Here is a 21,710-nt window from a genome sequence, read left to right on the forward strand (position 1 = left end):
CCGTGGACGAGCCCTCTCCGGTCCGGCGTCACCGGAGTTCTTCGGCGAGCCCGATGAGCAGGCCTTCGGGGCCGCGGATGTAGCAGAGGCGGTAGACGTCCTCGTAGCGCACCACCTCGCTGCTGACGAGTTGCGCGCCGTATCTGCCCAGGCGAGCGAGCGTGTCGTCGATGTCGTCGACGGTGAACATGACGCGGAGGTAGCCCAGCGTGTTCACCGGGGCGTTGCGGGGACCGGCGAGCACCTGCGGCACGAGGAAGCGCGACAGTTCGAGCCTGCTGTGCCCGTCCGGCGTGCGCATCATGGCGATCTCGACCCGCTGGTCGCCGAGGCCGGTCACGCGTCCGGCCCACTCGCCCGCCACCATGGCGCGGCCTTCGAGTTCGAGGCCGAGTTCGGTGAAGAATTCGATCGCCGCCGAGAGATCCTCGACGACGATGCCGACATTGTTCATCGTGACTGGCATGGGGTCATCCTAGGGACTTCGATGTCGGGCGGTGGTCGTCGAGGAACAGCGGTGGCAGGAAGTGCAGCATCAGGGTCGACCACGTCAGGTGCGTGATCAGGGAGGCCTCGATCCCGCCCGTGTGCCGCCGCTGCAGGCCGAACAGGGTGCCCATGACCGCCGCGGCCAGCACCAGCGCCGGATTGCGCGTCGCGGTCGTGTTGAGAACGTAGGCGCCGGTGGATACGGCGACCGGTCGGCGTGGCGCGGCGTGGTAGACGGCACCGCGGAAGAAGACCTCCTCGGCCGCGCCGTTGGCCAGCGCGGTCAGCAGCACCGCCGGCGTCCGGCCACGATCGGCGTAGCGCAGGAGCTCGGTGATCGCGCTGCGCAGCACCGGGATTCGTCGCACGATCAGGGCACACCCGTAGAACGCCGCGAAGGCCGCGATGCCGGTGATCGCGGGCACGAGGATCTGCCGGTCGCGCGGTCGCTCCGGCGGTGGAGTGGCGGCGAGACCGCCGAGGGTCAGGGTGGCCGCCGTGGCGAGGGTGAGGCCGTAGAAGCGGGCGCTCGCGGGCGGCGCGGCCAGCGAGGCGCCGAGCAGCGCCGCGCCGGTCAGACCGATGACAACGACCTCACCTGGCCGTCGCTCGCCCCGCCTCGGCCGTCTCCTCCGCGGCCACGGGCCGGTCCTCATGCGTCGTGCCGCAGCCCGACGCGCTCGCCGAGCGCTCGCAGGACCGCCTCGTCGTAGCCGATCGTGTCGAACGGCAGGAGATCGCGGATGGTGGTGTCGTGGACGACGACCTCGTTGACCATCGAGTCGATGAGCGAGCGGCCGGTCTGCACATCGACATCGGTGACCAGCGCGAGCCACAGCGACGACAGCCGTGGGGAGAGCAGCGGGACGGGCACGATCGGTGTCGGCCGTCCCTGGATCCGGGCCACGCGCCGCAGCATGTCGAGATAGGCGAGCACATCCGGACCGCCGATCTCATAGGTATGGCCGGTCGTCCGCGGCTCGTCGAGCACGCCCGCCAGGTAGCGGATCGCGTCGTCGACCGCGATCGGCTGGGTGCGGGTGCGGACCCAGCGCGGGGTGATCATCGCGGGCAGGTGCTCGACCAGCTGCCGGGTGATCTCCCAGGAGATCCCGCCGTGCCCGACGATGATCCCCGCGCGCAATGTCGTGACCGGGACACCGGCCTCGCCGAGCAGGGCTTCGACCTGCCTGCGGCTCTGCAGATGCGCCGAGAGACGATCGGCGTCGTCCCCCAGCCCGCCGAGGTAGATGACGCGCTCCAGGCCGGCCGCGGCGGCCGCCTGCCCGAAGTTGCGCGCCGCCGCCGCGTCGCGCCGTGCGAAGTCCGCCTCGGTCAGCGAGTGCACGAGGTAGTAGGCGCAGTCGCAGTCACGCAGCGCGGGATACAGCGACTCCCGGTCGGCGACGTCGGCGCCGACCGGGGTGCCCGCCCCGCGATAGTTGCCCGGATGCCGGGTCATCGCTCGCACGGTGTGGCCCGACTCCTGCAGAACCGGGCAGAGCCGCCGTCCGATGAACCCGGTCGAACCGGCTACGAGAACGTCCACATCCGCTCCGCGTCGGTGCCGTCCGGCCTATCCGTCGACTACCGTGATCTTGGCCTGATCGGGGTCGACCTGCGGGTCGGACGGATTCGCGTCGGACTTCACCGTGATGCGCGACTTGTCGATGCCGTCGGCCTCGAGCTCGGCCGCGATATTGTCACCGCGGGCCTCGGCCAGGGTTTTGGCGGTGGCCACATTCGAGTCCTGGGCGTAGGTGGTGACCTCGATCTTGGTGTCGTTGCCCTGCAGGGCGGCCGCGACCGCTTTGAGGGTGACGGTGTCGGTCGTGCCGAGGTCGGAACTGCCCGGGTCGAAGGAGATCGGGGCGGCGACCAGGATCTTGTTGATCGCGTCCTGCACCGTCTGCTGCACGTTGTCGCGCACGGAGCTCACCGCCGAGGACGCCGTGGCGACGATGCTGCTCTGCAGGGTGTTGGCCGGGGGTGTCGAGGCGGTCGTCGTGGACGCGGTGTCGTCGGAGTTGCACGCGGCGGTCATCAGCACGACCGCCGCGATCGACGCTATCCCGTAGACACTGCTCGTGAGTTTCACTGGCATCTCCTGGTCTGTGAAGGTCGGACAGCGGGTCGTACACAGCTCGGTCGGTCCCATGTCGTCGAGATCGTCGTCGCTCTCGCGCCCGCTGCGTCGACCGACAGCACCGAGCCCAGAACTGGAGTCGATCCCATAGGCGAATCGTGCGCCGCCCGCCGTCCGCGCGCCTCACCCGAATCGGGTGAACCGAGGGGACGCGGTCTCAGTGCCTGCCGGCGAAGTCGATGACGCCGCGGATATTGCGGCCCGCGTGCATGTCCTCGTACGCCTCGTTGACCTGCTCGAGCTGATAGACGGTGGTGACCATCTCGTCGAGCCGCAGCGCGCCGCGCCGGTAGAGCTCGAGCAGCATCGGCACCTCGTTCCGCGGCCCCGCCATCCCGTACAGCGCGCCCTGGATGCGCTTCTCGCTCATGGTCAGGTCGAGTACCGGCACCGACATCTCCGTCAGCGTGTGCGGCGCCGCGCTGGTCACCACGAGGGTGCCCCGCTTGCCCAGCGCGTCGTAGGACTGCTTCAGCTGCTCCTGGGTGGGGACACCGATGCAGACCACGACCGAGTCCGCGCCCTGGCCGTTGGTGGCGGCGCGCGCCAGCTCCCCGGCCTCCTCGATCGTCTCGACCGCGTCCGTGGCGCCGAGGGTGAGCGACAAGTCGCGCTTCCTCGGCACCGGATCCACCGCGATCACCCGGCCCGCGCCCCGGAAGGCCGCGCCCTGGACGGCGCTCATCCCGATTCCGCCGGTTCCGGCCACGACCACCACATCGCCCACCTCGATGCCGGCGGCGCGGGTCGACGACCCCCACCCGGTCGGCACCGCGCAGCCGACGATGGCGGCGGTCCGGAACGGGATGTCGTCGGGGATCACGACCACGCACTCCTGCGGGACGGTCGTCCACTCCGAGAACGTGGACAGACACGCGTTCTGCGCGACGCCGCGCCCGTCCGCGTGCATGCGGAAGGTGCCGTCGGGGCGCGTGCCGACTGTGATGAGATGGCCTGCGTCGCACAGGTTCTGGTGCCCGTTCACGCACATCCGGCAGTGGCCACAGGCGGCGATGAACGAGGTCACCACGTGATCACCGGGCCGTACCCGGGTCACGCCAGGCCCGACGGCCTCCACGATGCCCGCACCTTCGTGACCGCCGCACGCCGGGTAGGAGTGGAATCGCATGTCGCCCTTGGCGAAATGGTCGTCGGAATGGCACAGACCCGAGGCCATCACCTTGACCAGCACCTCGCCCTCGCCGGGCTCGTCCAGATCCACTGTCCGCACGTCCCAGGCGCCGGGTGCCTCCCACAGAATCGCGGCAGTCGTCTTCATTCCGTGCTTCCTCACTGTTGCTCATGGAGATGTGACGGGGCGGCTCGTCCCCGTACGGCTCGACGTTGCGGGAACGTCAGTGCTGGTGGACGATGACGCCGCGCAGGTTGCGGCCGGCTTTCATGTCCTCGAAGCCCTGGTTGATGTCGTCGAGCGCGTAGCGGGTGGTGACGAGTTCGTCGAGTTTCAAGCTGCCCTGCTGGTACATCGCCAGCTGGGCGGGAATGTCGGCGGTCGGCGCGCAGGCGCCGAACAGCGAGCCCTGCAACCGCTTCTGGAACAGGATGAGCTGGTGCAGGTCGATATCGCCGTCCTTGACGAAGGTGTCGCCCAGGCCGACGGCGACGCAGGTGCCCGCCTTGCGGACCGCTTGCAGCGCCTGGCCGATGTGCTTGCCCGTGGTCACGCCGACAGTGACGATCGCCGAGTCCGCGCCCTGCCCGTTCGTCATCGAGCGGGCGAGTTCTTCGGCTTCCTCGATGGTGGAAACCGCGTGCGTGGCACCGAGTTTCAAGGCCGAGTCGCGCTTGAACGGGACGGGATCGACGGCGATCACCGCGCCGGCGCCCGCGTGCGCGGCACCCTGGACCGCGTTGATGCCGATCCCGCCGATCCCCATCACGATCGTGACGTCGCCGGGCCGCACCTGGGCGGAGTTGACGGCCGCGCCCCAGCCGGTGCCGACGCCGCAGCCGGCGAGGACCGCGACATCGAGGGGGATGGAGGGATCGATGCGGATGGCGGAGGACACCGAGACGGTGACGTACTCGCAGAACGTGCCCAGCCCGGCGAGCTGCCCGACCGGCGCGCCGTCGAGCGAGAGCCGGAACGAGGTGGGGTCGTCGAAGCGAGCGCCGGTGGCCAGGAACGCGCCGAGATCGCACAGATTCTGCAGACCCTTCGCGCACCAGCGGCAGCGGCCGCAGACCGGCAGGAACGAGAACACCACGTGGTCGCCCTCGGCGAAGCCGGTCGTGCCGGGCCCGACCGCTTCCACGATGCCCGCGCCCTCGTGGCCGCCCGTGAGGGGAAGAATTCCGGGGGTCTGGTCACCCGTGGCGAAATGATCGTCGGAATGGCACAGCCCGCTGGCCACCATTCTGACCCGGATTTCACCGGTCCGTGGATCGTCGAGTTCCATTTCGACGATTTCGTAGGTTCCCGGTGATTCGCGCAGCACTGCGCCCCGTGTCAACATCGATTACTCCCTCGGAAACGTGCCGGATCGTTGGCGCGACCCGGTGTGACGCCTGACACTGCGATGCTCGCACCGGAATCCGCCGAGGTCAATTTCCGATTCGTGAAGCGCGTATTCGAAATACTTCACTTGGTGGGTGACATTTCGGCCGATAGTCTCCGAATTGTCTGTGAAAGGGATCACATTGCGCACGGCGTGGTGTGCTCGTTGAAATTCGAGGAGAATTCATGGCCATCGATACCGTTCGCCGAGTCTGGGCGCTCGATGCCCCACGACTCACCGTCGACTGCGGCATCCTGATGCTCGGCACCGGCGGGGAGAACGACACGATCCCGTCGCCCGCCTTCCTGATCGAGCACGACGAAGGGCTGATGCTGTTCGACACCAGCCTGGCCGGCGCCGGTGATCCGGCCGCCGCCTACGGCGACATGGCGGCCGCGTTCCAGATCGAGTTCCCCGAGTCCTACCGGTTGGACCGCCAGATCGAAGCCCTCGGCTACCGGACCGCCGACGTCCGTCGGATCGTGCTCTCGCACATGCACTTCGACCACACCGGCGGGCTGGATCTGTTCCCGCACGCGCAGGGCTTCATCGGGGCGGGCGAACTGCGCTACGCGCGGACCCCGCGCACCCTGGACGCGCCGTTCTTCCGTGCCGAGGACATCGAAGCCGCGGGCAGGATCAGCTGGAACGAGGTCCCGGCGGGCTATGACCACGACATGTTCGGCGACGGCAGCGTCGTCTTGCTGTCGCTGCCCGGCCACACCCCCGGCACCCTCGGGCTGAAGTTGCGCCTGCCGGACGAAAGCACCCTGGTGCTCACCAGCGACGCCGCCCACAAGCGGGCCAGCGTGGACCTCACCATCGGCATGCCCTTCGACGTCGACAGCCTGCACAAGCACAGCGCGCTGCAGAAGCTCAAACTGCTCGGCACCCAGCCCGGCACCACCGTCTGGATCAGCCACGACACGCAGGACTGGGAGAGTTTGCGGGCGGGCGGCGCCGAAATCACCAGCGCGGCCGAACTGGCGGCCGCGGGCTAGGCCCTGGAGCGGTCGGGATCGGGTGGCACCGGTCCCGACTGGGAACGAACGTTCCTATGCACTGTTCCGCCCTTCTTCGGCCGTCGACGCGGTCATAGATTCGTGTCGTAGCCAAGAGATAGCCGACGAATGGGAGAGCAGGTCATGGCAGACAACATCACCACTGTGCGGGTCAAGGGCTGGGCCTGGGATATCGCGACCGACATCTACTTCCCGCCGGGGTTCGACGAGTCGAAGGCTTATCCCACCATCGTCTCCGGCCATCCGACCGGCAGTTGCAAGGCGCAGACCTCGGGCAATATCTACGGCAAGGCGCTGGCCGAAGCCGGCTTCGTGGTGGCGGCGTTCGACGCCAGCTTCCAGGGTGACAGCGGCGGCGATCCGCGCTCGGTCGAGGATCCCGGTTTCCGGACCAGCGACTTCAGCTTCGTGATCGATCACCTGGTCACCCTGCCGTATGTCGACGCGGACAAGATCGGTGTGCTCGCGATCTGCGGTGGCGCGGGCTACGCGGTGGCGGCCACCAAGATCGACCGCCGGATCAAGGCACTGGGCACCGTCGTCGGCAGCAATGTCGGCCGGTTGATGCGGGAAGGTTTCTCGGAGTACAACGCGATGGGCATGCTCGAGGCCATCGCCGCGCAACGCACCGCGGAGGCGCGCGGTCAGGCCCAGGTGATCAACGATCTGCTGCCGCCCTCGGTCGCGGCGGCCAAGCAGGCCGGTGTCACCGACATAGACATCGTCGAGGCCACCGAGTACTACAAGACCGATCGTGGCCAGGCCCCCGGCGGCAAGACCAGCGTCAACTTCGCTCGCCAGGCCGCGCTGGCCGACTGGGACGCCTACGACCGCGTGGAGGTGTTCCTGACCCAGCCGCTGTGCGTCGTCATCGGCGACAAGGTGGGTGCCTTCGCCTCGCAGCGGCTGAGCATGGAGCTACGGTCGCGCCGCGTCGACGGACAAGCAGCTCGTCGTGGTCGAGGGTGCCTCGCACTACGACCTGTACGACCAGCCGGGCCCGACCGGGGAAGCGCTGGCGAGCCTGGTGCCGTTCTACGGCAAGCACCTGGGCTGATCGTCATCCGTGCCAACGGCGGTACGCGGCGGCGGCGCCGGGATGCAGGGGAATGGTCCCGGTGCCGATGAGGAAGCGGCCGTCGAGGAACTGGGCGCCGGCGGCCTCGGCGGGAACGAGCGCGTCCGCGTGGTGGACCAGCAGGTCGACGATGGCGGCGGCGGTGTCGTCGGGCAGGTCCGCGGTGGCGAGCAGGAGATTGGCGACGCCGATCGTGTGCACCGCGGGGCTGCCCGGGTAGGCGTCGGCCGGGATGGCGACGCGGTCGTAGACGGGGCCGTACTCCTCCCGCATCGGGGCGGCCAAGGCGCCGAGGTCGAGCAGTCGCATCGGGTCGGGAACGGTGAGCGCGGCGGTCGGCACGCCACCGGCCCACAGCAGGGCGTCGATGGCGCCGTCGGTCAGTGCCTGGGCGGCCTCGCGCAGGGGACGGTGTTCGACCGCGACGTCGGCGGGGTCGACACCGGCCGTGCGCAGCAGGCGCTCACCGGTGACCGCGGCGCCCGAACCCTCCGCGCCGAGGTTGACCCGGCGCCCGCGCAGGTCGGTGACCTGGGTGATCGGGCCGTCGGCGCGGACGGCCAATTGCAAGTAGTTCTCGTAGACCCGGCCCAGTGCCAGCACGCGGCCACCGAAGTCGCTCGCCGAGTCGGCCAGCGCGAGCGCGGTGTCGACCTCGCCGTCGGCGACCATGCGCAGATTCTGTTGGGAGCCGGCGGTTTCCACCGGCTCGATGCGTAGGTCGTCGGTATTTCTCGCGGCGGCGGTGGCCAGCAGCCGGGCGAAGGCGAAGTAGAAGCCGCCGTCTTCGCCGGAGGCGAGCCGGATCGTCGCGGGGTCGTTCGTGGCGCAGCCGACCACGCCCGCCGACGCCAGCGCGGCCAGCGCCAGCAGCCGGCGACGGCTGATCGGCCTGCCGCTCATCGCGCCACCGCCGGGACGCGGATCGCGACGGTGAGACCGTGTGGGTGTACCGCCTCGACCGTCAAGGTGCCGCCCCGAGCCTTGGTCAGCGCGTTGGCGATCGACAGTCCCAGACCGGTGCCACCGGCGGCCGCGGTCGAACCGCGGAAGAACCGGGCGGTGAGCCGGTCGAGCTCGTCGGGCGCGACGCCGGTCCCGTCGTCGGCGACGCGCACCGTCACCCAGTCCGGACCGGCCGAGACGTCGACGGCCGTGTGCGCGCCGGATCCGGCGTACCGGCACGAATTGCTCAGGGCCACATCGAGAATCTGGGCGAGGGCGGCCGCGCTGATGGCGGCCGCCGGGCGCTCGTTGCGGTCGCCCGGCACGGGGGAGTGGCCGGTGGGTGTCGCCGTCAGCCGGATCCCCGCGTCGTCGAACGCCGAGGTCCACGCGTCGACGCGGTCGGCCGCGACCTGCGCCGGATCGCAGTGCTCCTCGGCGGAGGCCGCGGTCCCGAAGGACGCGGGCGCTTCGGCGACGGCCAGCTGGAGCAGGTCGTCCAGGAGCGCGGTCAGCCGTTCCACCTCGGTGGTGGCGGCACGGAAGGTCGCCGACGCGGTGGCGGGGACGGCGGCTTCCAGCGAGTCGAGCCGAATCGTCAAGGCGGCGAGCGGGTTCCGCATGGCATGGGCGGTGTCGGCGACGAGCTGATGTTGCGCGTCGGCGGAATCGCCGACGGCGGTGGCCATCGCGTCGACGGATTCGGCGAGGGCACGGACCTCGGGTGGACCGCCGTACCGCCGGGTGATCGGGGCGCGGCCACGGGGCTTCGGCAGTGTCGCGGTGAGCTCGGCGACCGCGTCGGACATGGCGGCCAGCGGACGCAGCACCCAGCGGCTCAGCACGAGCGCCAGCAGGACGAACACCACCATCGCGCCGAGCGCGCCGACCGCGATCAACGCCCACAGCCGGGCGATCGCCGAGCGTGCCGCCGCGGTCGACGCCTCGATCACGACGGCGCCGTTGACCTGCACCCCGGTGCCGACGGGGCGCGCGATGAGCATCACCGGCGCGCTCCACGGCGTCAGCCGATCGACCTGCTGCGGGCGCTGGTTGCGCCGCGCGGCGGCCACCGCGGCCCGGATCCGCGGGTCGTCCACCGCGACCCCGGCATTGACGATCGGCGCCCCGCGCGCGTCCACGACCAGCACGTTCTCCCCGTAGAGCTCGTGGTAGCGGGTCACCTCGTCGGCGAGTGCCCGTACCCCGCCCGCCGACCCGGCGGCGTCGGCCAGGGTGGCGAAACGGTCGGCGTCGCCGGACCGGCCCAGCACCAAGTGCTGGGTTCGGCTGGTGGCCGCGGTCAGCGACAGCGGCATCGCGAACGCCAGCACGGCGAGCGCGGCGAACACGGTGAGCGCGATCAGCAGCCGGCGTCGCATGCGCGTCCTCGGCGGGTCATTCGCCCCACCGGTAGCCGTAGCCACGGATGGTGGTGATCAGGCCGGGCCGGTTCAGTTTCGCGCGCAGCCCGGTCATGTGGACATCGAGCGAGCGCGAGACCGCGACGAAGGCGTCGCCCCAGATACGGTCCATCAGCTGCTGCCTGCTCACCGCGGCGCCGGGCCGTTCCACCAGCGCCTCGACGAGCTCGAATTCCTTCTGGGTGAGCGAGATCGGGGTCCCGGCGACCTCGACTACTCGGGCGCGCAGGTCCACCCGCACATCCCCGGTGATCACCTCGGTCCTGGCCTGCTGGGCCACGGCCGCCGCCCGGCGCAGCACCGTCTCGAGCCGCGCCATCAGCTCGGCGATACGGGGCGGTTTCACCACGTAGTCGTCGGCGCCGCCGCGCAGGCCGCGCACGATGGAACGTTCGTCGCTGCGGGCGGTCAGGATCAGGACCGGGATCGCGCTGACCTCGCGCAGCTGGCGCAGTATCTGCAGCCCGTCGGCGTCCGGCAGGCCGAGGTCGAGCAGGACCGCGTCGTAGCCGCGGTGGGCGATGAGCAGATCGGCGCCCCGGCGCAGGCGCTCGGCCCGGTAGCCGCGCGCGGTGAGCGCCTCGACCAGGGCGTCACCCACTCCGTCGTCGTCCTCGACCACCGCAAGCCGCACGCGCCGATCCTCCCACAGGGGCAGGACCGGCGCGGTTGCCGGACGGTCAGCCACGCACGGTGGCCATCGCCCGCTCCGGCTCGACCGGCGTGGCCTCGACGGCGGCTTCGGCGTCGATGGTCGACTCGGCCGACGTCTCGCGCATGAAGTAGTAGGTGAGCAGCGAGATCGCCACACACCCGGCCACGTAGAAGAAGTACAGCGACTCGAGCCCGGCCTTCTTCAGCGCCAGGGCGATCATCTCGGCGGTGCCGCCGAACACCGCGACGGTGAGCGCGTACGGCAGGCCGACGCCGAGCGCGCGGATCTTGGTGGGGAACAGTTCGGCCTTCACGATCGAGTTGATCGAGGTGTAGCCGGTGACGATCACCAGGGCGGTCATCATCAGGCCGAAGGCCGCGAACGGGTTGGCGGTGTGGGCCAGCGCCGACATGATCGGCACCGTCAGCAGCGTGCCCGCCACCCCGAAGAAGATCAGCAGCTTGCGGCGGCCGATCCGGTCCGAGAGTCCGCCCGCGATCGGCTGCAGGACCACGAAGAACAGCAGCGCGACGAAGTTGATCCAGGCCACGGTGTCCTTGGAGATGCCCGAGGTGTTGATCATGAACTTCTGCATGTAGGTCGTGTAGGTGTAGAACGCGACGGTGCCGCCCATGGTCAGGCCTACCACCAGCAGGCATTCCCTGGGGTACTGCAGCAGCACCCGCAGCGACCCGCGCGAGCTGCCCGCGGCGGCCGGGGTCTCCGCCGAGCCCGCGACGGCCTTGAACGAGTCGGATTCGTCCATGCCGCGACGCAGCAGCATCACCACGATCGCGCCGCCCGCACCGATCAGGAAGGGAATGCGCCAGCCCCAGCTGTGCATCTGCTCGGAAGTGAGCACCTGCTGCAGGATGATCTGTACCCCGAGGGCGGTGAGCTGACCCGCGACCAGGGTCACGTACTGGAAGCTGGAGTAGAAGCCGCGCCGGCCCGGCGACGCCACCTCCGACAGGTAGGTGGCGCTGGTGGCGTACTCGCCGCCGACCGAGAGACCCTGCAGCAGCCGCGCCATGAGCAGCAGGATGGGGGCCGCGATGCCGATGGTGCCGAATCCCGGTGTCACCGCGATCATCAGCGAGCCCGCGGCCATCACCGTCACCGACAGCGTGAGCGCGGAGCGGCGGCCGAACCGGTCGGCGTAGCGCCCGAGCGCCCAGCCGCCGATCGGGCGCATGATGAATCCGACCGCGAAAACCGCTGCGGTGGAGAGCAATTGCGCGGTGGGGTCGCCGTCGGGGAAGAACGCCTTCGCGAAGTAGACGCTGAACGCGGCGTAGACGTACCAGTCGTACCATTCGACGAGGTTGCCGATCGAGCCACGCAGCACATTCGCCACGACTCGCCGTTCACCTCCGGCCCGTGTTGTCACTGTGCACCCTCCTCCATCGGCGCGGCCTTGCGCCGTCGGAGACCACTGTGTCGCCAGTCACAGACCGAACGGAAGCCGCGCGGGAGGTTCCTAACACTCCCTTAGGGCGATCCCAGTTCCGGCGGGTGCACCGGAACGGGCTACGCGGTGTCGTCGCGCAGGGACCGGATCATGCTCCGCAGGATCCGCAAGGCATCCGACTGCTCGGTCTCGGTCAGGTCGGCCAGCATCCTGACCTCGACGGACCGGACCGCGACGGTCGCCTGCTCGAGGCTGCGTCGGCCACTCGGCGTGAGCCGCGTCGGCAGCGCCTTCCCGACCGGTGCCTGCGCGGGCCTGGTGACGTAGCCGTCCCGTTCCAGGGTGTGGAGCAGCACGTTCATGGTCTGCCTGGTCACGAACGCGCCCCGGGCGAGCTCGGAGTTCGACAGACCCGGCCGCTGTGCCAGCAGCTCGAGACAGGAGTAGTGCGTCACGTTCATCCCGAGTGGCCGCAGCACCTCCTCCATGGCGACGCGCAGGGCACTCGACGCCTCCTTCAGCAGGTAGCCGAGCGACGTTTCCAGGTCGACACCGTCTTGACTCATGTCAGTATTCTGACATAGATTGGTGCGTGTCAGAAAGCTGACACGAACCTAGGAGAATGCGCATGCCCGTCACCGGACCCGACTTCCTCTCGCTCCAAGCACGCGATCTCGCAGCGTCGCAGGCGTTCTACGAGCACTATCTCGGCCTCGTCCGCTCGCAGACCGGACCGCCGCACGCCGTCGTCTTCGAGACGACACCGATCGCCTTCGCGCTGCGCGACATCGTGCCCGGCACCGCTCTCGCCTCCGCCGCTCAGCCGGGCATCGGTGCCGCGATCTGGCTCCACGCCACCGACGTCCAGGCCATCCACGACGCGCTCGTCGCCGACGGTCACCCCATCGTGTCCGCGCCGATCGACGGACCGTTCGGCCGGACATTCACCTTCGCCGACCCTGACGGCTATCGGATCACGCTGCACGACCGCGCCTGATCGGCGCCGGGATTCAGGGCAGATCCAGGACGCTCACCGGAACCCCGTACGGCAGAAATCGCACGCGACGGCGATCGTCGGTGTTGTCGCGATGTGCGCGCAGCGCCTCGAGTTCGTTCGGGAACACCTGGTCGACCCTGGCCTGGCCGTCGTCGTCGAGGGTGTACGCCGCCCACACGCCGCTGCCGGTCTCACCGGTCGTCGCGCCCTCGGGCGCCGCGGGGCGTGGCTGCTGAGAGAATTGGCCGAACAAGGATGTCAGGGCGCCGATGCCGCCCTGATCGACGCGACCCAGATAATCGCCCGCTTTTCCGAGCATGTCGCGAATATCGTTTCCGGTGTCACGGAGCGCGCGTTCGAAATCCTCCGGGTCGATGTCGAAAGGCCCGAAATTTGCCATGGCAATTCCTCCTCGTGACGACACTGGACGAGCGAACGTCTACGTTCACAGTGTCCTCGGGAAAGGACGGCTCCGCTATATCCCGGGTCTGGTGTCGGCACGCCCTGTGGGCTGCGGGGTGCCGACCGGCGGACCGGGGGCGCGGCGGGTGCTGGTCGATGTCGAAGCGGGCGACGCAAGGACGCGGCGACATCGTCGCCATTGCGGCATCACATCGACACGGGCGGCGAATCCCGCAGAGCGGCAGCGACTTCGGCGGCGGAACGCTGGCCGGATTCGATGGCGCCCTCGATGTATCCGGCGTGCTCGCTCGCGGTCTCCGAGCCTGCCCAGTGCAGATGGCCCAGCGGGGTCGTGTCGATGGGCAGGTAGCCCTCGTCGGAGCCGATGATCGGCAGGGCCGTGTAGCCGCCACCGGCGTGCGGGTCCTGGTGCCAGGACTTCTCGTGCCAGCCGCGCGGCGCGAGGATCTCCGGGCCGAGGTGGGCGGCCAGCGGGCCCAGGATCGCCGCGCGGCGGGCGTCAGTGTCGAGTTCGTCGAGGGCGCGAGCCTCGGGACCCGCCACGAGGACGCACAGATGACCGGGACCGCTGGGCGGTGAGGTGTCGAAGGTCGCCAGGCCCGGTTCGGTGAGCGCCAGCATCTCGGCGTCGGTGCGGTCGCGCCAGAACGGCTGGTCGTAGATCGCGATCGCCTTGTACACCGAGCCCATATAGGTGTTGTCCTGCAGGTGGATTCGCGCGGCGGGCAGAGCCGGCTGGTGTTCGATGCGCGCGGCCGTCGGGGGCGGCACGGTGACGATCACCTTCGCGGCGCGGTAGGTGCCGGTGGCCGACCGGATCGTGACACCGTCGTCGTCGCGGTGGATCGCGGTGACCGCGCTGTCGAGGATCACCCGGTCGCCGAGCTCGGCCGCGAGCCGTTCGGCCAGCGTTCCGGCCCCGGCGGTGACCAGGCTTTCCTGGGCGCCGCCCGCGGTGGACAGCATGGTCCGGAAGCCGCCCTGGAAGCGGATCATGTCGAGAAACGCGTGCATCGAGTACCGGTCGAGGTCGGCGGTGGTGGACACCGAGGTGATCACGGTCAGCAGCCGCCGCGCTCGCCGGTTCGGCACGTGGTCCAGCCAGGACCGCAGGCTGCGCGTCCGCCATGAGCCGGGAGCGCCGACCCGGGTGGCGATCTCCCACACCAGCAGGACCGCGTTCGCCACCACCGCCGTCATCCCCGCATTAGAGACGACCGTGTCGCCGTCGACGATCGAGGGCCTACTGGGCGTCCGCATCGCGAAGACCGGGGCATCGAGGTCGGCGGCCAGCGTCGCGAAGCGGTGGTGCCCGTGGCCGATCCATTGGCCGCCGAGGTCGACCCGCGAGCCGAGCACGGTGGTCTCGGCCAGCACCCGCCCGCCCGGTCGACCGGCGGACTCGAGCACGAGCACGTCGATGTCGCGGCGGCGCAACTCGCGGGCGGCGATCAGTCCGGCCATGCCGGCGCCGATCACGACGACTGTCGCGGCACGCGGTGCGCCATCGCCGTCGGGCTGGGTGGGGGAGTTCTGGTGGGCCATCTTCTCACTCCAGGGGTGCGTGGTGCCGACCGCGCAGCGCCCGCTCCGATGCGGGCCTGCGGGGAATAAGTCGGTCATCCGTACGAATTACGATAGAGCGGAAGTGACCTACGACGCAAGGGGTGATCCGGCGGCCACGACGTGGTGGCGCCGGGAGGTCATCGCCGGGTGGTGCTCCGGGCGACCGGCTGCGGATCGGCGAACAGCACCAGCATGTCGACCGCCCGGTTCAGGTCGCGCCGGGCGCGGTCGGGGTCGGGCTTGGACACGTACTGCAGGATCAGCCCGTCGATCTGGGCCAGTGCCAGCCGGCCGAGCGTGTCGAAGCCGACCGCGCAGCGTTCGCCCGCCGCCTCGGCGGCACGTTCGCAGAACTCGGTGACGACCGAGCTGTAGCGCTCGTATTGCAGCTGGGCCAGACTGCCGCCGGGGTCGGTGCGCAGCGAGTAGGTCATCAGTTCGTACTGCATGATCTGCAGGCCGATCCGGTCGGTGACCAGGATCTCCCAGAAGCCGGTGACGCCGTGGCGCAGGGCGTGTTCGACGCCCTTGTCGACTTCGAGCTGGGTCCCGAGGGTCCGCGAGATGTCACCGATGACGGTGGTGATGACCGCCTGCAGCAGTTTGTCCTTGGTGGGAAAGACGTAGTGCAGCGTGCCGAGCGGGACCCCTGCCTCGGCGGCGACCGCGCGCAGCGTGGTCGCCGGCACCCCGACCCTGCTGAGCACGGTGACCGCCGCCGCGACGATCTGCTCCTCGCGTTCGGACGCTTTGACGTAGGCCACGGGTCTCTCCTCGCTCCACGGGCGGACGTAGGTCGCCACAACTCTCGCACACGTCACCCGGGTCGACTCGAATAAAGTCGGACAACCGTCCGAAAAGCTGGCAGGTGATGCGCGCGAGGGCGGAACCCCGTCGTGGCCGTCGGGGTTCCGCCGCGTGGTTCCGGGATCAGCTTCCGGTCGCGCCCTGGGTCGCGTTGCTGAACTGGGTCCGCACGTCGTTCACCGGTCCGCGCGGGGTGTAGAAGGTCACCGTATTGCTCTTGTTCCCGCTCATGATCGGGCATTCCACCCGCACCGCGTACGAACCCGCCGCGATCGAGGGGCTCACGCCGGCTGTGAATACCGCGGGCGCGGGATTGGCGTCGGGATTGACGACGTCGTTGACGAACAGGGAGCAGTTCGCGGCGGGAGTTCCGTCCCAAGAGATGTTCCAGCTGTCGTCACCGGCGAGGGTGACCGAAATCGTCGGCGGTGTGGCCGCCGACGAGGTCCCGGACCCCATGCTCACTCCGACCGCGAGAAAGGGTGTGACAACGGCGGTGACGACGGCGATCCGTCCAGTGCTTGCGTGCATTTCCACTCCTTCCGGACAATCCGTCGCGGACGAATTCCGGACCACGGCTACGGCGATGATGTGACGAACACCGCGATGGGTGCATCGATGTCGAGCGCAGGTCTCGGTTTCCGGGAGGTGGATACCGGCCCTCAGCTTTCGCTGATCGGTGGGGTCGGTCAAGGACCGCCGGTGGTCAGGCGAGTGCGAGGAAGAGCTTTTCCAGTTCGGCTTCGGTCATCGGTTCCGAGCCGTCGGCGGTGTCGCCGGTGAGGCATTCCCGAAGGCCGGTCGCGACGATCTTGAATCCGGCGCGATCGAGCGCGCGGGAGACGGCGGCGAGCTGGGTGACGACCTCCTTGCAGTCGCGGCCCTGCTCGATCATCGAGATGACCCCGGCGAGCTGTCCGTTCGCGCGTCGCAGGCGGTTGAGGACCTGGGCGATCGTCTCTTCGTTGCCGACCATGGCGGTGCCTTTCTCTCGGGGAAGCCGTCGGGGAGTCGCATCTCACTGTCCCGCGCGATACCCCTGGGGGTATATTGGCTCTCGACCTCGAATATACCCCTAGGGGTATAAGAACCGGAAGCGCGGCACCCGCCGTGCCATGAGCGCAGGGAGGCAGAAGATGAGAGTGGTGATCGTCGGTGGAGTGGCCGGCGGGATGTCGGCAGCCACCCGATTGCGTCGGCTGGACGAATCGGCCGAGATCGTGGTGCTCGAGCGCGGCGATCATGTGTCCTTCGCGAACTGCGGTCTGCCGTACTACGTCGGCGGCGTGATCCCGAAGCGGGAATCACTGCTGCTGCAGACACCGGAGGCGCTGTCGGCGCGATTCCGACTGGATGTGCGCGTACGGCACGAGGCCGTCGCGGTGGACCCGGTCGCGCGGACGGTGACCGTTCGTGCGCTGGAGTCGGGCCGCGAGTACGTGGAGTCCTTCGACGAGCTGGTGTTGAGCACCGGCGCGTCCGCCGTGGTGCCCCCGGTGCCCGGTGTGGAACGCGCGCTGGTGCTGCGGGATGTCGCGGACGTGGACCGGATGGTCGAGGCGGCGGCCGACGTGCGGTCGGCCGTGGTCGTCGGCGCCGGATTCATCGGCGTGGAGCTGGCCGAGAACCTCGTGCGCCGGGGGATCGCGACCACCGTGATCGAACGGGGCACGCAGGTGCTGGCACCGCTGGACGTCGAGATGGCCGCACCGGTCGCCGCCGAGCTGCGCAAGCACGGGATCCGGGTGGAGCTGGGCGCGGAGGTGACCGCCATCGACGCGGACACCGTGACGCTGTCCGACGGGCGCGCGGTGCCGGCGGAGCTGGTCGTGATGGCGATCGGGGTCCGCCCGGAAAGCGGTCTCGCCAGGGCCGCCGGGATCGATATCGGCCCGGCCGGCGGCATCGTGGTCGACGAGCGGTTGCGGACCTCGGCGCCGGGGATCTACGCGGTCGGCGACGTGGTCGAGAAGAGGGACGCCGTGTCGGGGCAGTCCGCGCTGGTGCCCCTGGCCAACGCGGCGAACCGGCAGGGTCGGCTCGTGGCCGATGTCATCGCGGGCCTGCCCGCCGTGGATCCTCCGGCCCAGGGGACCGCGATCGTGGGCGTCTTCGATCTCACCGCGGCGATGACCGGCTGGAGCGAGAAGCGGCTGCGCGCGGTGGGCCGTCCGTTCCGGGCGCTGCACACGCATCCGCTCTCGCACGCCGGGTACTACCCGGACGCGCGCGCCATGTCGGTGAAACTGCTGGTCGACCCGGAATCCGATCGGATCCTTGGTGCCCAGGCGGTCGGCGGAGAAGGGGTCGACAAGCGCATCGACGTCCTGGCGACCGCGATGGCGGGCGGCATCACGGCATCACGGCTGATGGATCTGGAGCTGGCCTACGCGCCCGCCTACGGATCCGCGAAGGATCCGGTGAACATGCTCGGCTACCTCGCCGACAATCTGCGCATCGGCGCGCTCCGCACGGCACAGTGGTACGACCTCGACGACCTGGTCGCCGCCGGAGCGCAGGTCGTGGACGTCCGGTCGCCGGAGGAGTTCGCCGCGGGGTCGATCCCCGGCTCACGCAATATCCCCCTCGATGTCCTGCGTGCGCGCGCGGACGAGATCCCGGACGGCCCGGTCCTGGTTTTCTGCCAGGTCGGCCAGCGTGGCAACAATGCGACGCGGCTGCTGACCCAGCTGGGGCGGGACGCGGTCAATCTCGACGGCGGGTATCGAACCTGGCGTGCGGCCACTGCCGAACTCCAGCGGTAGATCCGGCCGAAAAGGCTTCTACACCAATCGAAAGGAACACCCTATGTGTCAGCGAGTCACCTGTCGTACCTGCGGTAAGCCCGGCTACAGCGGATGTGGCAACCACGTCGAGCAGGTGCTCGGCGATGTCCCTGCGGCACAGCGCTGTTCGTGCGCGGACGAGCGCCCGCCGCGGCGGCGATGGTTCCGGGCCGCTCGGACCAGCTGATCGAGTCCCGCCGAGCGGCCCGGTGCCCGTTACCCGAGGCCGTCCTCGGTGGTCAGGAAGACCACGAGGTCTCGGGGCAGGCCGTGGGTGTCGTGCAGGTAGTGGTAGTCCTCGTCGGTCAGCGGCCGCGTGAATCGACGGTGGGACAGTATCTTTCGTCCACGCTGGAGGATCCGTCCGAATCCGCGTTCCTCGTCGAGGAGGATGGTGCGCACCTCGTGGGGCTCGACGGACTGCCGGAAGTGGTGGAGAGTGTGCTCGATCAGCTCGACGGGCAGATCGGACAGTGTGCGGGTCGGGTCGTCGCGCCACAGCGTGGTCAGGGTGCGGCGGATCAGGCGGCGCAGGATGTGACCGCGGCCGGACGGGGAGGGTGAGACCCCGTCGCCCAGGACGACGATGCTGGAGCGCAGGTGGTCCGACAACACTCGCAGTGACGGTTCCTCCAGTGGCCCCCAGAGCCGGGGCAGAGTGGTCCGCCAGGGCTGGAAGACATCGATCTCGAACACCGACGGGGTGTTCTGCAGGATTCGCACGAGCCTTTCCAGGCCGAGCCCGGTGTCGATGCTGGGCCTGGGCAGCGGTTCGAGGCTGCCGTCGGGATGGCGGAGATAGCGCATCAGGACGTGGTTCCACACCTCCACCCACCGGTCGTCGGATGTCGGTGTGCCCTGCGGGGTTTCGTCGCCGGTCCAGAGGAAGATCTCCGAATCGGGGCCGCACAGCCCGATCGGGCCGTTGGACCACCAGTTCTCGTCGGTGGTCGGTTCGACCGGCAGACCCAGGTCGTCCCAGGTGCGCCAGGATTCGAGGTCCGGCCCGACCTGGTCGTCGCCGCCGAAGACCGTGCCGTGGATCCGGCCGGGATCGATGCCGAATCCGTCGCGCAGCAGTTCGAGGCCCCAGCGCAGACTCCGCGGGCCGCCGTAGTCGCCGAGCGACCACGACCCGAGCATCTCGAAGACGGTGAGGTGGGTGTCGTCGCCCACCTCGTCGAGATCGGTGGTGCGCAGACAGCGTTGCAGGCCGGTGAGGCGACGGCCGAGGGGATGGGGTCGGCCCAGGAGGTACGGCGTCAACGGGTGCATTCCGGAGGTGGTGAACAGCACCGGATCTCCCGGCGAGGGCACGAGCGATTCGCCCGGCGTGAGTTCGTGCCCGCGTTCGCGGAAGAAGTCGAGGAAGATGCGGACGGTCTGGTCGGTGGTGATCATGGTGGTTGCTCCATCGAGGGGATATCGACCGGAAGCGACCACACCCGGCGATCGGGCACCGAGACCGACGCACGCCGGCGGACCGTTTCCGGTCGCCGGCAGGGGAGAAGGGGTCAGGCGGCAGCGACCGGCGAGCTGAGAGCTCGTGCGGCCGCGGCGGCGAAGTGTGGATCGACCTTCATGTCTGCACGGTAGCAACGCGGCCCCGTGGAGCACGACCGATTTTCGGCAGGCGGCCGCTGTCGCGGTGCGCTCACTCGGATCGACTGGCGGCGCGCTGGACGAAGGCGCGTTCGAGCAGGGCGTACAGCTGATCGCGGTCGTCCTCGCTGAGCCGGTTCAGGCCGTCGTGGGTGACCCGCATCTTCGCCCGGATCGCGTCGGTGACCTGTTCGCCCTCGGGCGTGATGACGAGGTAGGTGACGCGCCGGTCGGAGGGGCTCGCTTCGCGGCGCACGAGATTGCGCTTCTCCAGCCGGTTGATGATCCCGGTGACGTTGGAGGCGTCGCAGGACAGGATCTTGGCCAGGGCGCGCATCGCGACCGGCCCGCGCCGCAGCACCGTCAGTGTCTTGCCCTGGCTCGCGGTGAGGTTCTCACTCGCCGCCGCCACCGTGAAGTCCCCGTAGTAGACGCCGAGCGACACCGAGAGCAACTCCATGAGCTGGGTCGTGTCGACGCGGGGAGCTGCTGTCATGCGATCAGTTTATCCCCAGAAACTTGACCATCTCAAATAGTTACCTCTACCGTTGCGGGCATTGCTTGAAGTTCTCAACCATCGACATTGTCAAGTGACATGAGGAGCACCCCGTGATCGTCACCGCCTCCGACGCCGCCCGCACGGCCGAGGTCCTGGCCCGGCCCATCACCCTGAACGGCCTGACCGTCCCGAACCGCATCGTGATGGCGCCGATGACGCGCATGTTCTCCCCGGGCGGTGTGCCCGGTGACGACGTGCGGTCCTACTACGCGCGCCGCGCCGCCGCCGGGGTGGGCCTCATCGTCACCGAGGGGACCTACGTCGGCCACGACTCGGCCGGGCAGAGCGATCGGGTGCCCCGGTTCGACGGCGAAGAGCAGCTGGCGGGGTGGGCGAAGGTCGCCGCGGACGTGCACGCGGCGGGCGGCACGATCGTGCCGCAGCTGTGGCACATCGGCATGGTGCGCAACCAGGGCGAACAGCCCTACCCCGACGCCCCGGCCATGGGCCCGTCCGGGATCGGCGCCGACGGCACCGAGGGCGCGGGCAAGGCGATGACCCAGGGCGACCTGGACGATGTCGTCGCCGCCTTCGCCGACGCCGCCGCGGCCGCGGAGCGCATCGGCTTCGACGGCGTCGAACTGCACGGTGCGCACGGCTATCTGCTCGATCAGTTCCTGTGGGCGCAGACCAACCGGCGCGCCGACGCCTACGGCGGCGACCCGGTGGCCCGCACCCGATTCGCCGCCGAGATCGTGGCCGCCGTGCGCGCCGTCGTCTCGCCCGAGTTCCCGGTGATCTTCCGCTACTCGCAGTGGAAGCAGCAGGACTACGGCGCCCGTCTGGCCGAGACCCCGCAGGAGCTCGAGGCAATCCTGGCCCCGCTCGCCGCGGCCGGCGTCGACGCCTTCCACGCCTCCACCCGCCGCTACTGGCTTCCGGAGTTCGACGACTCGGACCTGAACCTGGCCGGCTGGACCAAGAAGCTCACCGGCAAGCCGACCATCACCGTCGGTTCGGTCGGCCTCGACGGCGACTTCCTGCGCGCCTTCACCGGCGAGGGCGCCGCGCTCGGCACTATCGACAACCTCCTGGATCGCTTCGAGCGCGACGAATTCGACATGGTCGCCGTCGGCCGCGCCCTGCTCCAGGACCCGGAGTGGGCGGCCAAGATCCTGGCGGGCCGGACCGACGAGCTGAAGCCCTACGACGCGGCGGCGCTGAAGACCCTGAGCTGACCGCGGCATTCGCTCGCCGGTACGCGCAGATTGGCGCGTTCGGCTCGGGAATGGCGCGTTCTGTCCTTGTCGCGGACTCGAGGGAATTCGAGACTTACGAATC

General features: G+C 69.5%; 23 protein-coding genes. 5 read left to right on the forward strand and 18 right to left on the reverse strand.

Annotation, left to right across the window (positions count from 1 at the left end):
- Positions 1-28: 28 nt before the first annotated feature.
- From ACFYWJ_RS20545 to ACFYWJ_RS20570, 6 genes are all read right to left on the reverse strand, one after another.
- The gene (locus ACFYWJ_RS20545) at positions 29-466 is read right to left on the reverse strand and encodes a VOC family protein (protein ID WP_355272685.1); all 438 of its coding nucleotides are present in this window, start codon (positions 464-466) and stop codon (positions 29-31) included.
- 4 nt (positions 467-470) lie between these two features.
- Positions 471-1,145 (reverse strand): CPBP family intramembrane glutamic endopeptidase, encoded by a 675-nt coding sequence (locus ACFYWJ_RS20550; RefSeq protein ID WP_355272682.1) that lies wholly within the window; start codon positions 1,143-1,145, stop codon positions 471-473.
- Positions 1,142-2,038: an NAD(P)H-binding protein gene (locus tag ACFYWJ_RS20555; protein WP_355272680.1), complete on the reverse strand. Its 897-nt coding sequence runs from the start codon at positions 2,036-2,038 to the stop codon at positions 1,142-1,144. Before ACFYWJ_RS20555 ends, ACFYWJ_RS20550 begins: the two co-directional genes overlap by 4 nt.
- 27 nt (positions 2,039-2,065) lie before the next feature.
- Positions 2,066-2,587, reverse strand: coding sequence for an OmpA family protein (locus ACFYWJ_RS20560; protein WP_355272677.1), 522 nt, complete (start codon positions 2,585-2,587; stop codon positions 2,066-2,068).
- Between the two features lie 205 nt (positions 2,588-2,792).
- Positions 2,793-3,914 (reverse strand): NDMA-dependent alcohol dehydrogenase, encoded by a 1,122-nt coding sequence (locus tag ACFYWJ_RS20565; RefSeq protein ID WP_355272674.1) that lies wholly within the window; start codon positions 3,912-3,914, stop codon positions 2,793-2,795.
- 76 nt (positions 3,915-3,990) lie between these two features.
- Positions 3,991-5,112, reverse strand: coding sequence for an NDMA-dependent alcohol dehydrogenase (locus ACFYWJ_RS20570; RefSeq protein ID WP_355272672.1), 1,122 nt, complete (start codon positions 5,110-5,112; stop codon positions 3,991-3,993).
- A gap of 227 nt (positions 5,113-5,339) precedes the next feature.
- Between ACFYWJ_RS20570 and ACFYWJ_RS20575 the strand changes: the two genes are divergently transcribed.
- Both ACFYWJ_RS20575 and ACFYWJ_RS20580 read left to right on the forward strand, forming a co-directional pair.
- Positions 5,340-6,155, forward strand: a complete 816-nt coding sequence (locus ACFYWJ_RS20575) for an N-acyl homoserine lactonase family protein (protein WP_355272670.1) — start codon at positions 5,340-5,342, stop codon at positions 6,153-6,155.
- 144 nt (positions 6,156-6,299) lie between these two features.
- Positions 6,300-7,304, forward strand: a complete 1,005-nt coding sequence (locus ACFYWJ_RS20580) for an alpha/beta hydrolase (RefSeq protein ID WP_355272668.1) — start codon at positions 6,300-6,302, stop codon at positions 7,302-7,304.
- On the opposite strand, the gene ACFYWJ_RS20585 is transcribed toward ACFYWJ_RS20580, so the two are convergent.
- From ACFYWJ_RS20585 to ACFYWJ_RS20605, 5 genes are all read right to left on the reverse strand, one after another.
- Positions 7,237-8,157: a TAXI family TRAP transporter solute-binding subunit gene (locus ACFYWJ_RS20585; protein ID WP_355272665.1), complete on the reverse strand. Its 921-nt coding sequence runs from the start codon at positions 8,155-8,157 to the stop codon at positions 7,237-7,239. The two genes, ACFYWJ_RS20580 and ACFYWJ_RS20585, sit on opposite strands and share 68 nt — an antisense overlap.
- Complete coding sequence (locus ACFYWJ_RS20590; RefSeq protein WP_355272662.1) at positions 8,154-9,581, reverse strand: HAMP domain-containing sensor histidine kinase; 1,428 nt, start codon at positions 9,579-9,581, stop codon at positions 8,154-8,156. The genes ACFYWJ_RS20585 and ACFYWJ_RS20590 overlap by 4 nt, the downstream gene beginning before the upstream one ends.
- Positions 9,582-9,597: 16 nt before the next feature.
- Positions 9,598-10,257 (reverse strand): response regulator transcription factor, encoded by a 660-nt coding sequence (locus ACFYWJ_RS20595; protein ID WP_355272659.1) that lies wholly within the window; start codon positions 10,255-10,257, stop codon positions 9,598-9,600.
- A gap of 46 nt (positions 10,258-10,303) precedes the next feature.
- A complete protein-coding gene (locus tag ACFYWJ_RS20600; protein WP_355272657.1) occupies positions 10,304-11,668 on the reverse strand; it encodes an MFS transporter in 1,365 nt (454 codons plus the stop codon).
- A gap of 140 nt (positions 11,669-11,808) precedes the next feature.
- Complete coding sequence (locus ACFYWJ_RS20605; protein WP_355272655.1) at positions 11,809-12,255, reverse strand: MarR family transcriptional regulator; 447 nt, start codon at positions 12,253-12,255, stop codon at positions 11,809-11,811.
- Positions 12,256-12,317: 62 nt separating this feature from the next.
- Here ACFYWJ_RS20605 and ACFYWJ_RS20610 point away from each other — a divergent pair, with 62 nt between their 5' ends.
- Positions 12,318-12,686 (forward strand): VOC family protein, encoded by a 369-nt coding sequence (locus ACFYWJ_RS20610; protein WP_355272653.1) that lies wholly within the window; start codon positions 12,318-12,320, stop codon positions 12,684-12,686.
- Between the two features lie 13 nt (positions 12,687-12,699).
- Here the strand turns inward: ACFYWJ_RS20610 and ACFYWJ_RS20615 are convergent, their stop codons facing one another.
- From ACFYWJ_RS20615 to ACFYWJ_RS20635, 5 genes are all read right to left on the reverse strand, one after another.
- The gene (locus ACFYWJ_RS20615; RefSeq protein ID WP_355272651.1) at positions 12,700-13,086 is read right to left on the reverse strand and encodes a hypothetical protein; all 387 of its coding nucleotides are present in this window, start codon (positions 13,084-13,086) and stop codon (positions 12,700-12,702) included.
- Positions 13,087-13,295: 209 nt separating this feature from the next.
- On the reverse strand, positions 13,296-14,732 hold the full coding sequence (locus tag ACFYWJ_RS20620; RefSeq protein WP_355272649.1) for an FAD-dependent oxidoreductase: 1,437 nt from the start codon (positions 14,730-14,732) through the stop codon (positions 13,296-13,298).
- Between the two features lie 80 nt (positions 14,733-14,812).
- Positions 14,813-15,439 (reverse strand): TetR/AcrR family transcriptional regulator, encoded by a 627-nt coding sequence (locus ACFYWJ_RS20625; RefSeq protein ID WP_355272647.1) that lies wholly within the window; start codon positions 15,437-15,439, stop codon positions 14,813-14,815.
- 166 nt (positions 15,440-15,605) lie between these two features.
- Entirely contained in the window at positions 15,606-16,013 is a 408-nt protein-coding gene (locus ACFYWJ_RS20630; protein WP_355272645.1) for a hypothetical protein, read from the reverse strand.
- 175 nt (positions 16,014-16,188) lie between these two features.
- Positions 16,189-16,458, reverse strand: coding sequence for a metal-sensitive transcriptional regulator (locus ACFYWJ_RS20635; RefSeq protein WP_355272644.1), 270 nt, complete (start codon positions 16,456-16,458; stop codon positions 16,189-16,191).
- Positions 16,459-16,618: 160 nt separating this feature from the next.
- On the opposite strand from ACFYWJ_RS20635, the gene ACFYWJ_RS20640 reads away from it, so the two are divergent.
- Positions 16,619-18,247 (forward strand): FAD-dependent oxidoreductase, encoded by a 1,629-nt coding sequence (locus ACFYWJ_RS20640; protein WP_355272642.1) that lies wholly within the window; start codon positions 16,619-16,621, stop codon positions 18,245-18,247.
- 237 nt (positions 18,248-18,484) lie between these two features.
- Here ACFYWJ_RS20640 and ACFYWJ_RS20645 read toward each other — a convergent pair whose 3' ends face one another.
- A complete protein-coding gene (locus tag ACFYWJ_RS20645; protein WP_355272640.1) occupies positions 18,485-19,669 on the reverse strand; it encodes an alanine--tRNA ligase-related protein in 1,185 nt (394 codons plus the stop codon).
- A gap of 253 nt (positions 19,670-19,922) precedes the next feature.
- Positions 19,923-20,366 (reverse strand): MarR family transcriptional regulator, encoded by a 444-nt coding sequence (locus tag ACFYWJ_RS20650; protein ID WP_355272639.1) that lies wholly within the window; start codon positions 20,364-20,366, stop codon positions 19,923-19,925.
- A 113-nt stretch (positions 20,367-20,479) separates the two neighbouring features.
- Here ACFYWJ_RS20650 and ACFYWJ_RS20655 point away from each other — a divergent pair, with 113 nt between their 5' ends.
- Entirely contained in the window at positions 20,480-21,607 is a 1,128-nt protein-coding gene (locus ACFYWJ_RS20655) for an NADH:flavin oxidoreductase (RefSeq protein ID WP_355272637.1), read from the forward strand.
- Positions 21,608-21,710: the final 103 nt, after the last annotated feature.

Origin of the sequence: Nocardia sp. NPDC003269 (assembly GCF_042888005.1) — a bacterium.
In the GTDB taxonomy this organism is placed as follows: domain Bacteria; phylum Actinomycetota; class Actinomycetes; order Mycobacteriales; family Mycobacteriaceae; genus Nocardia.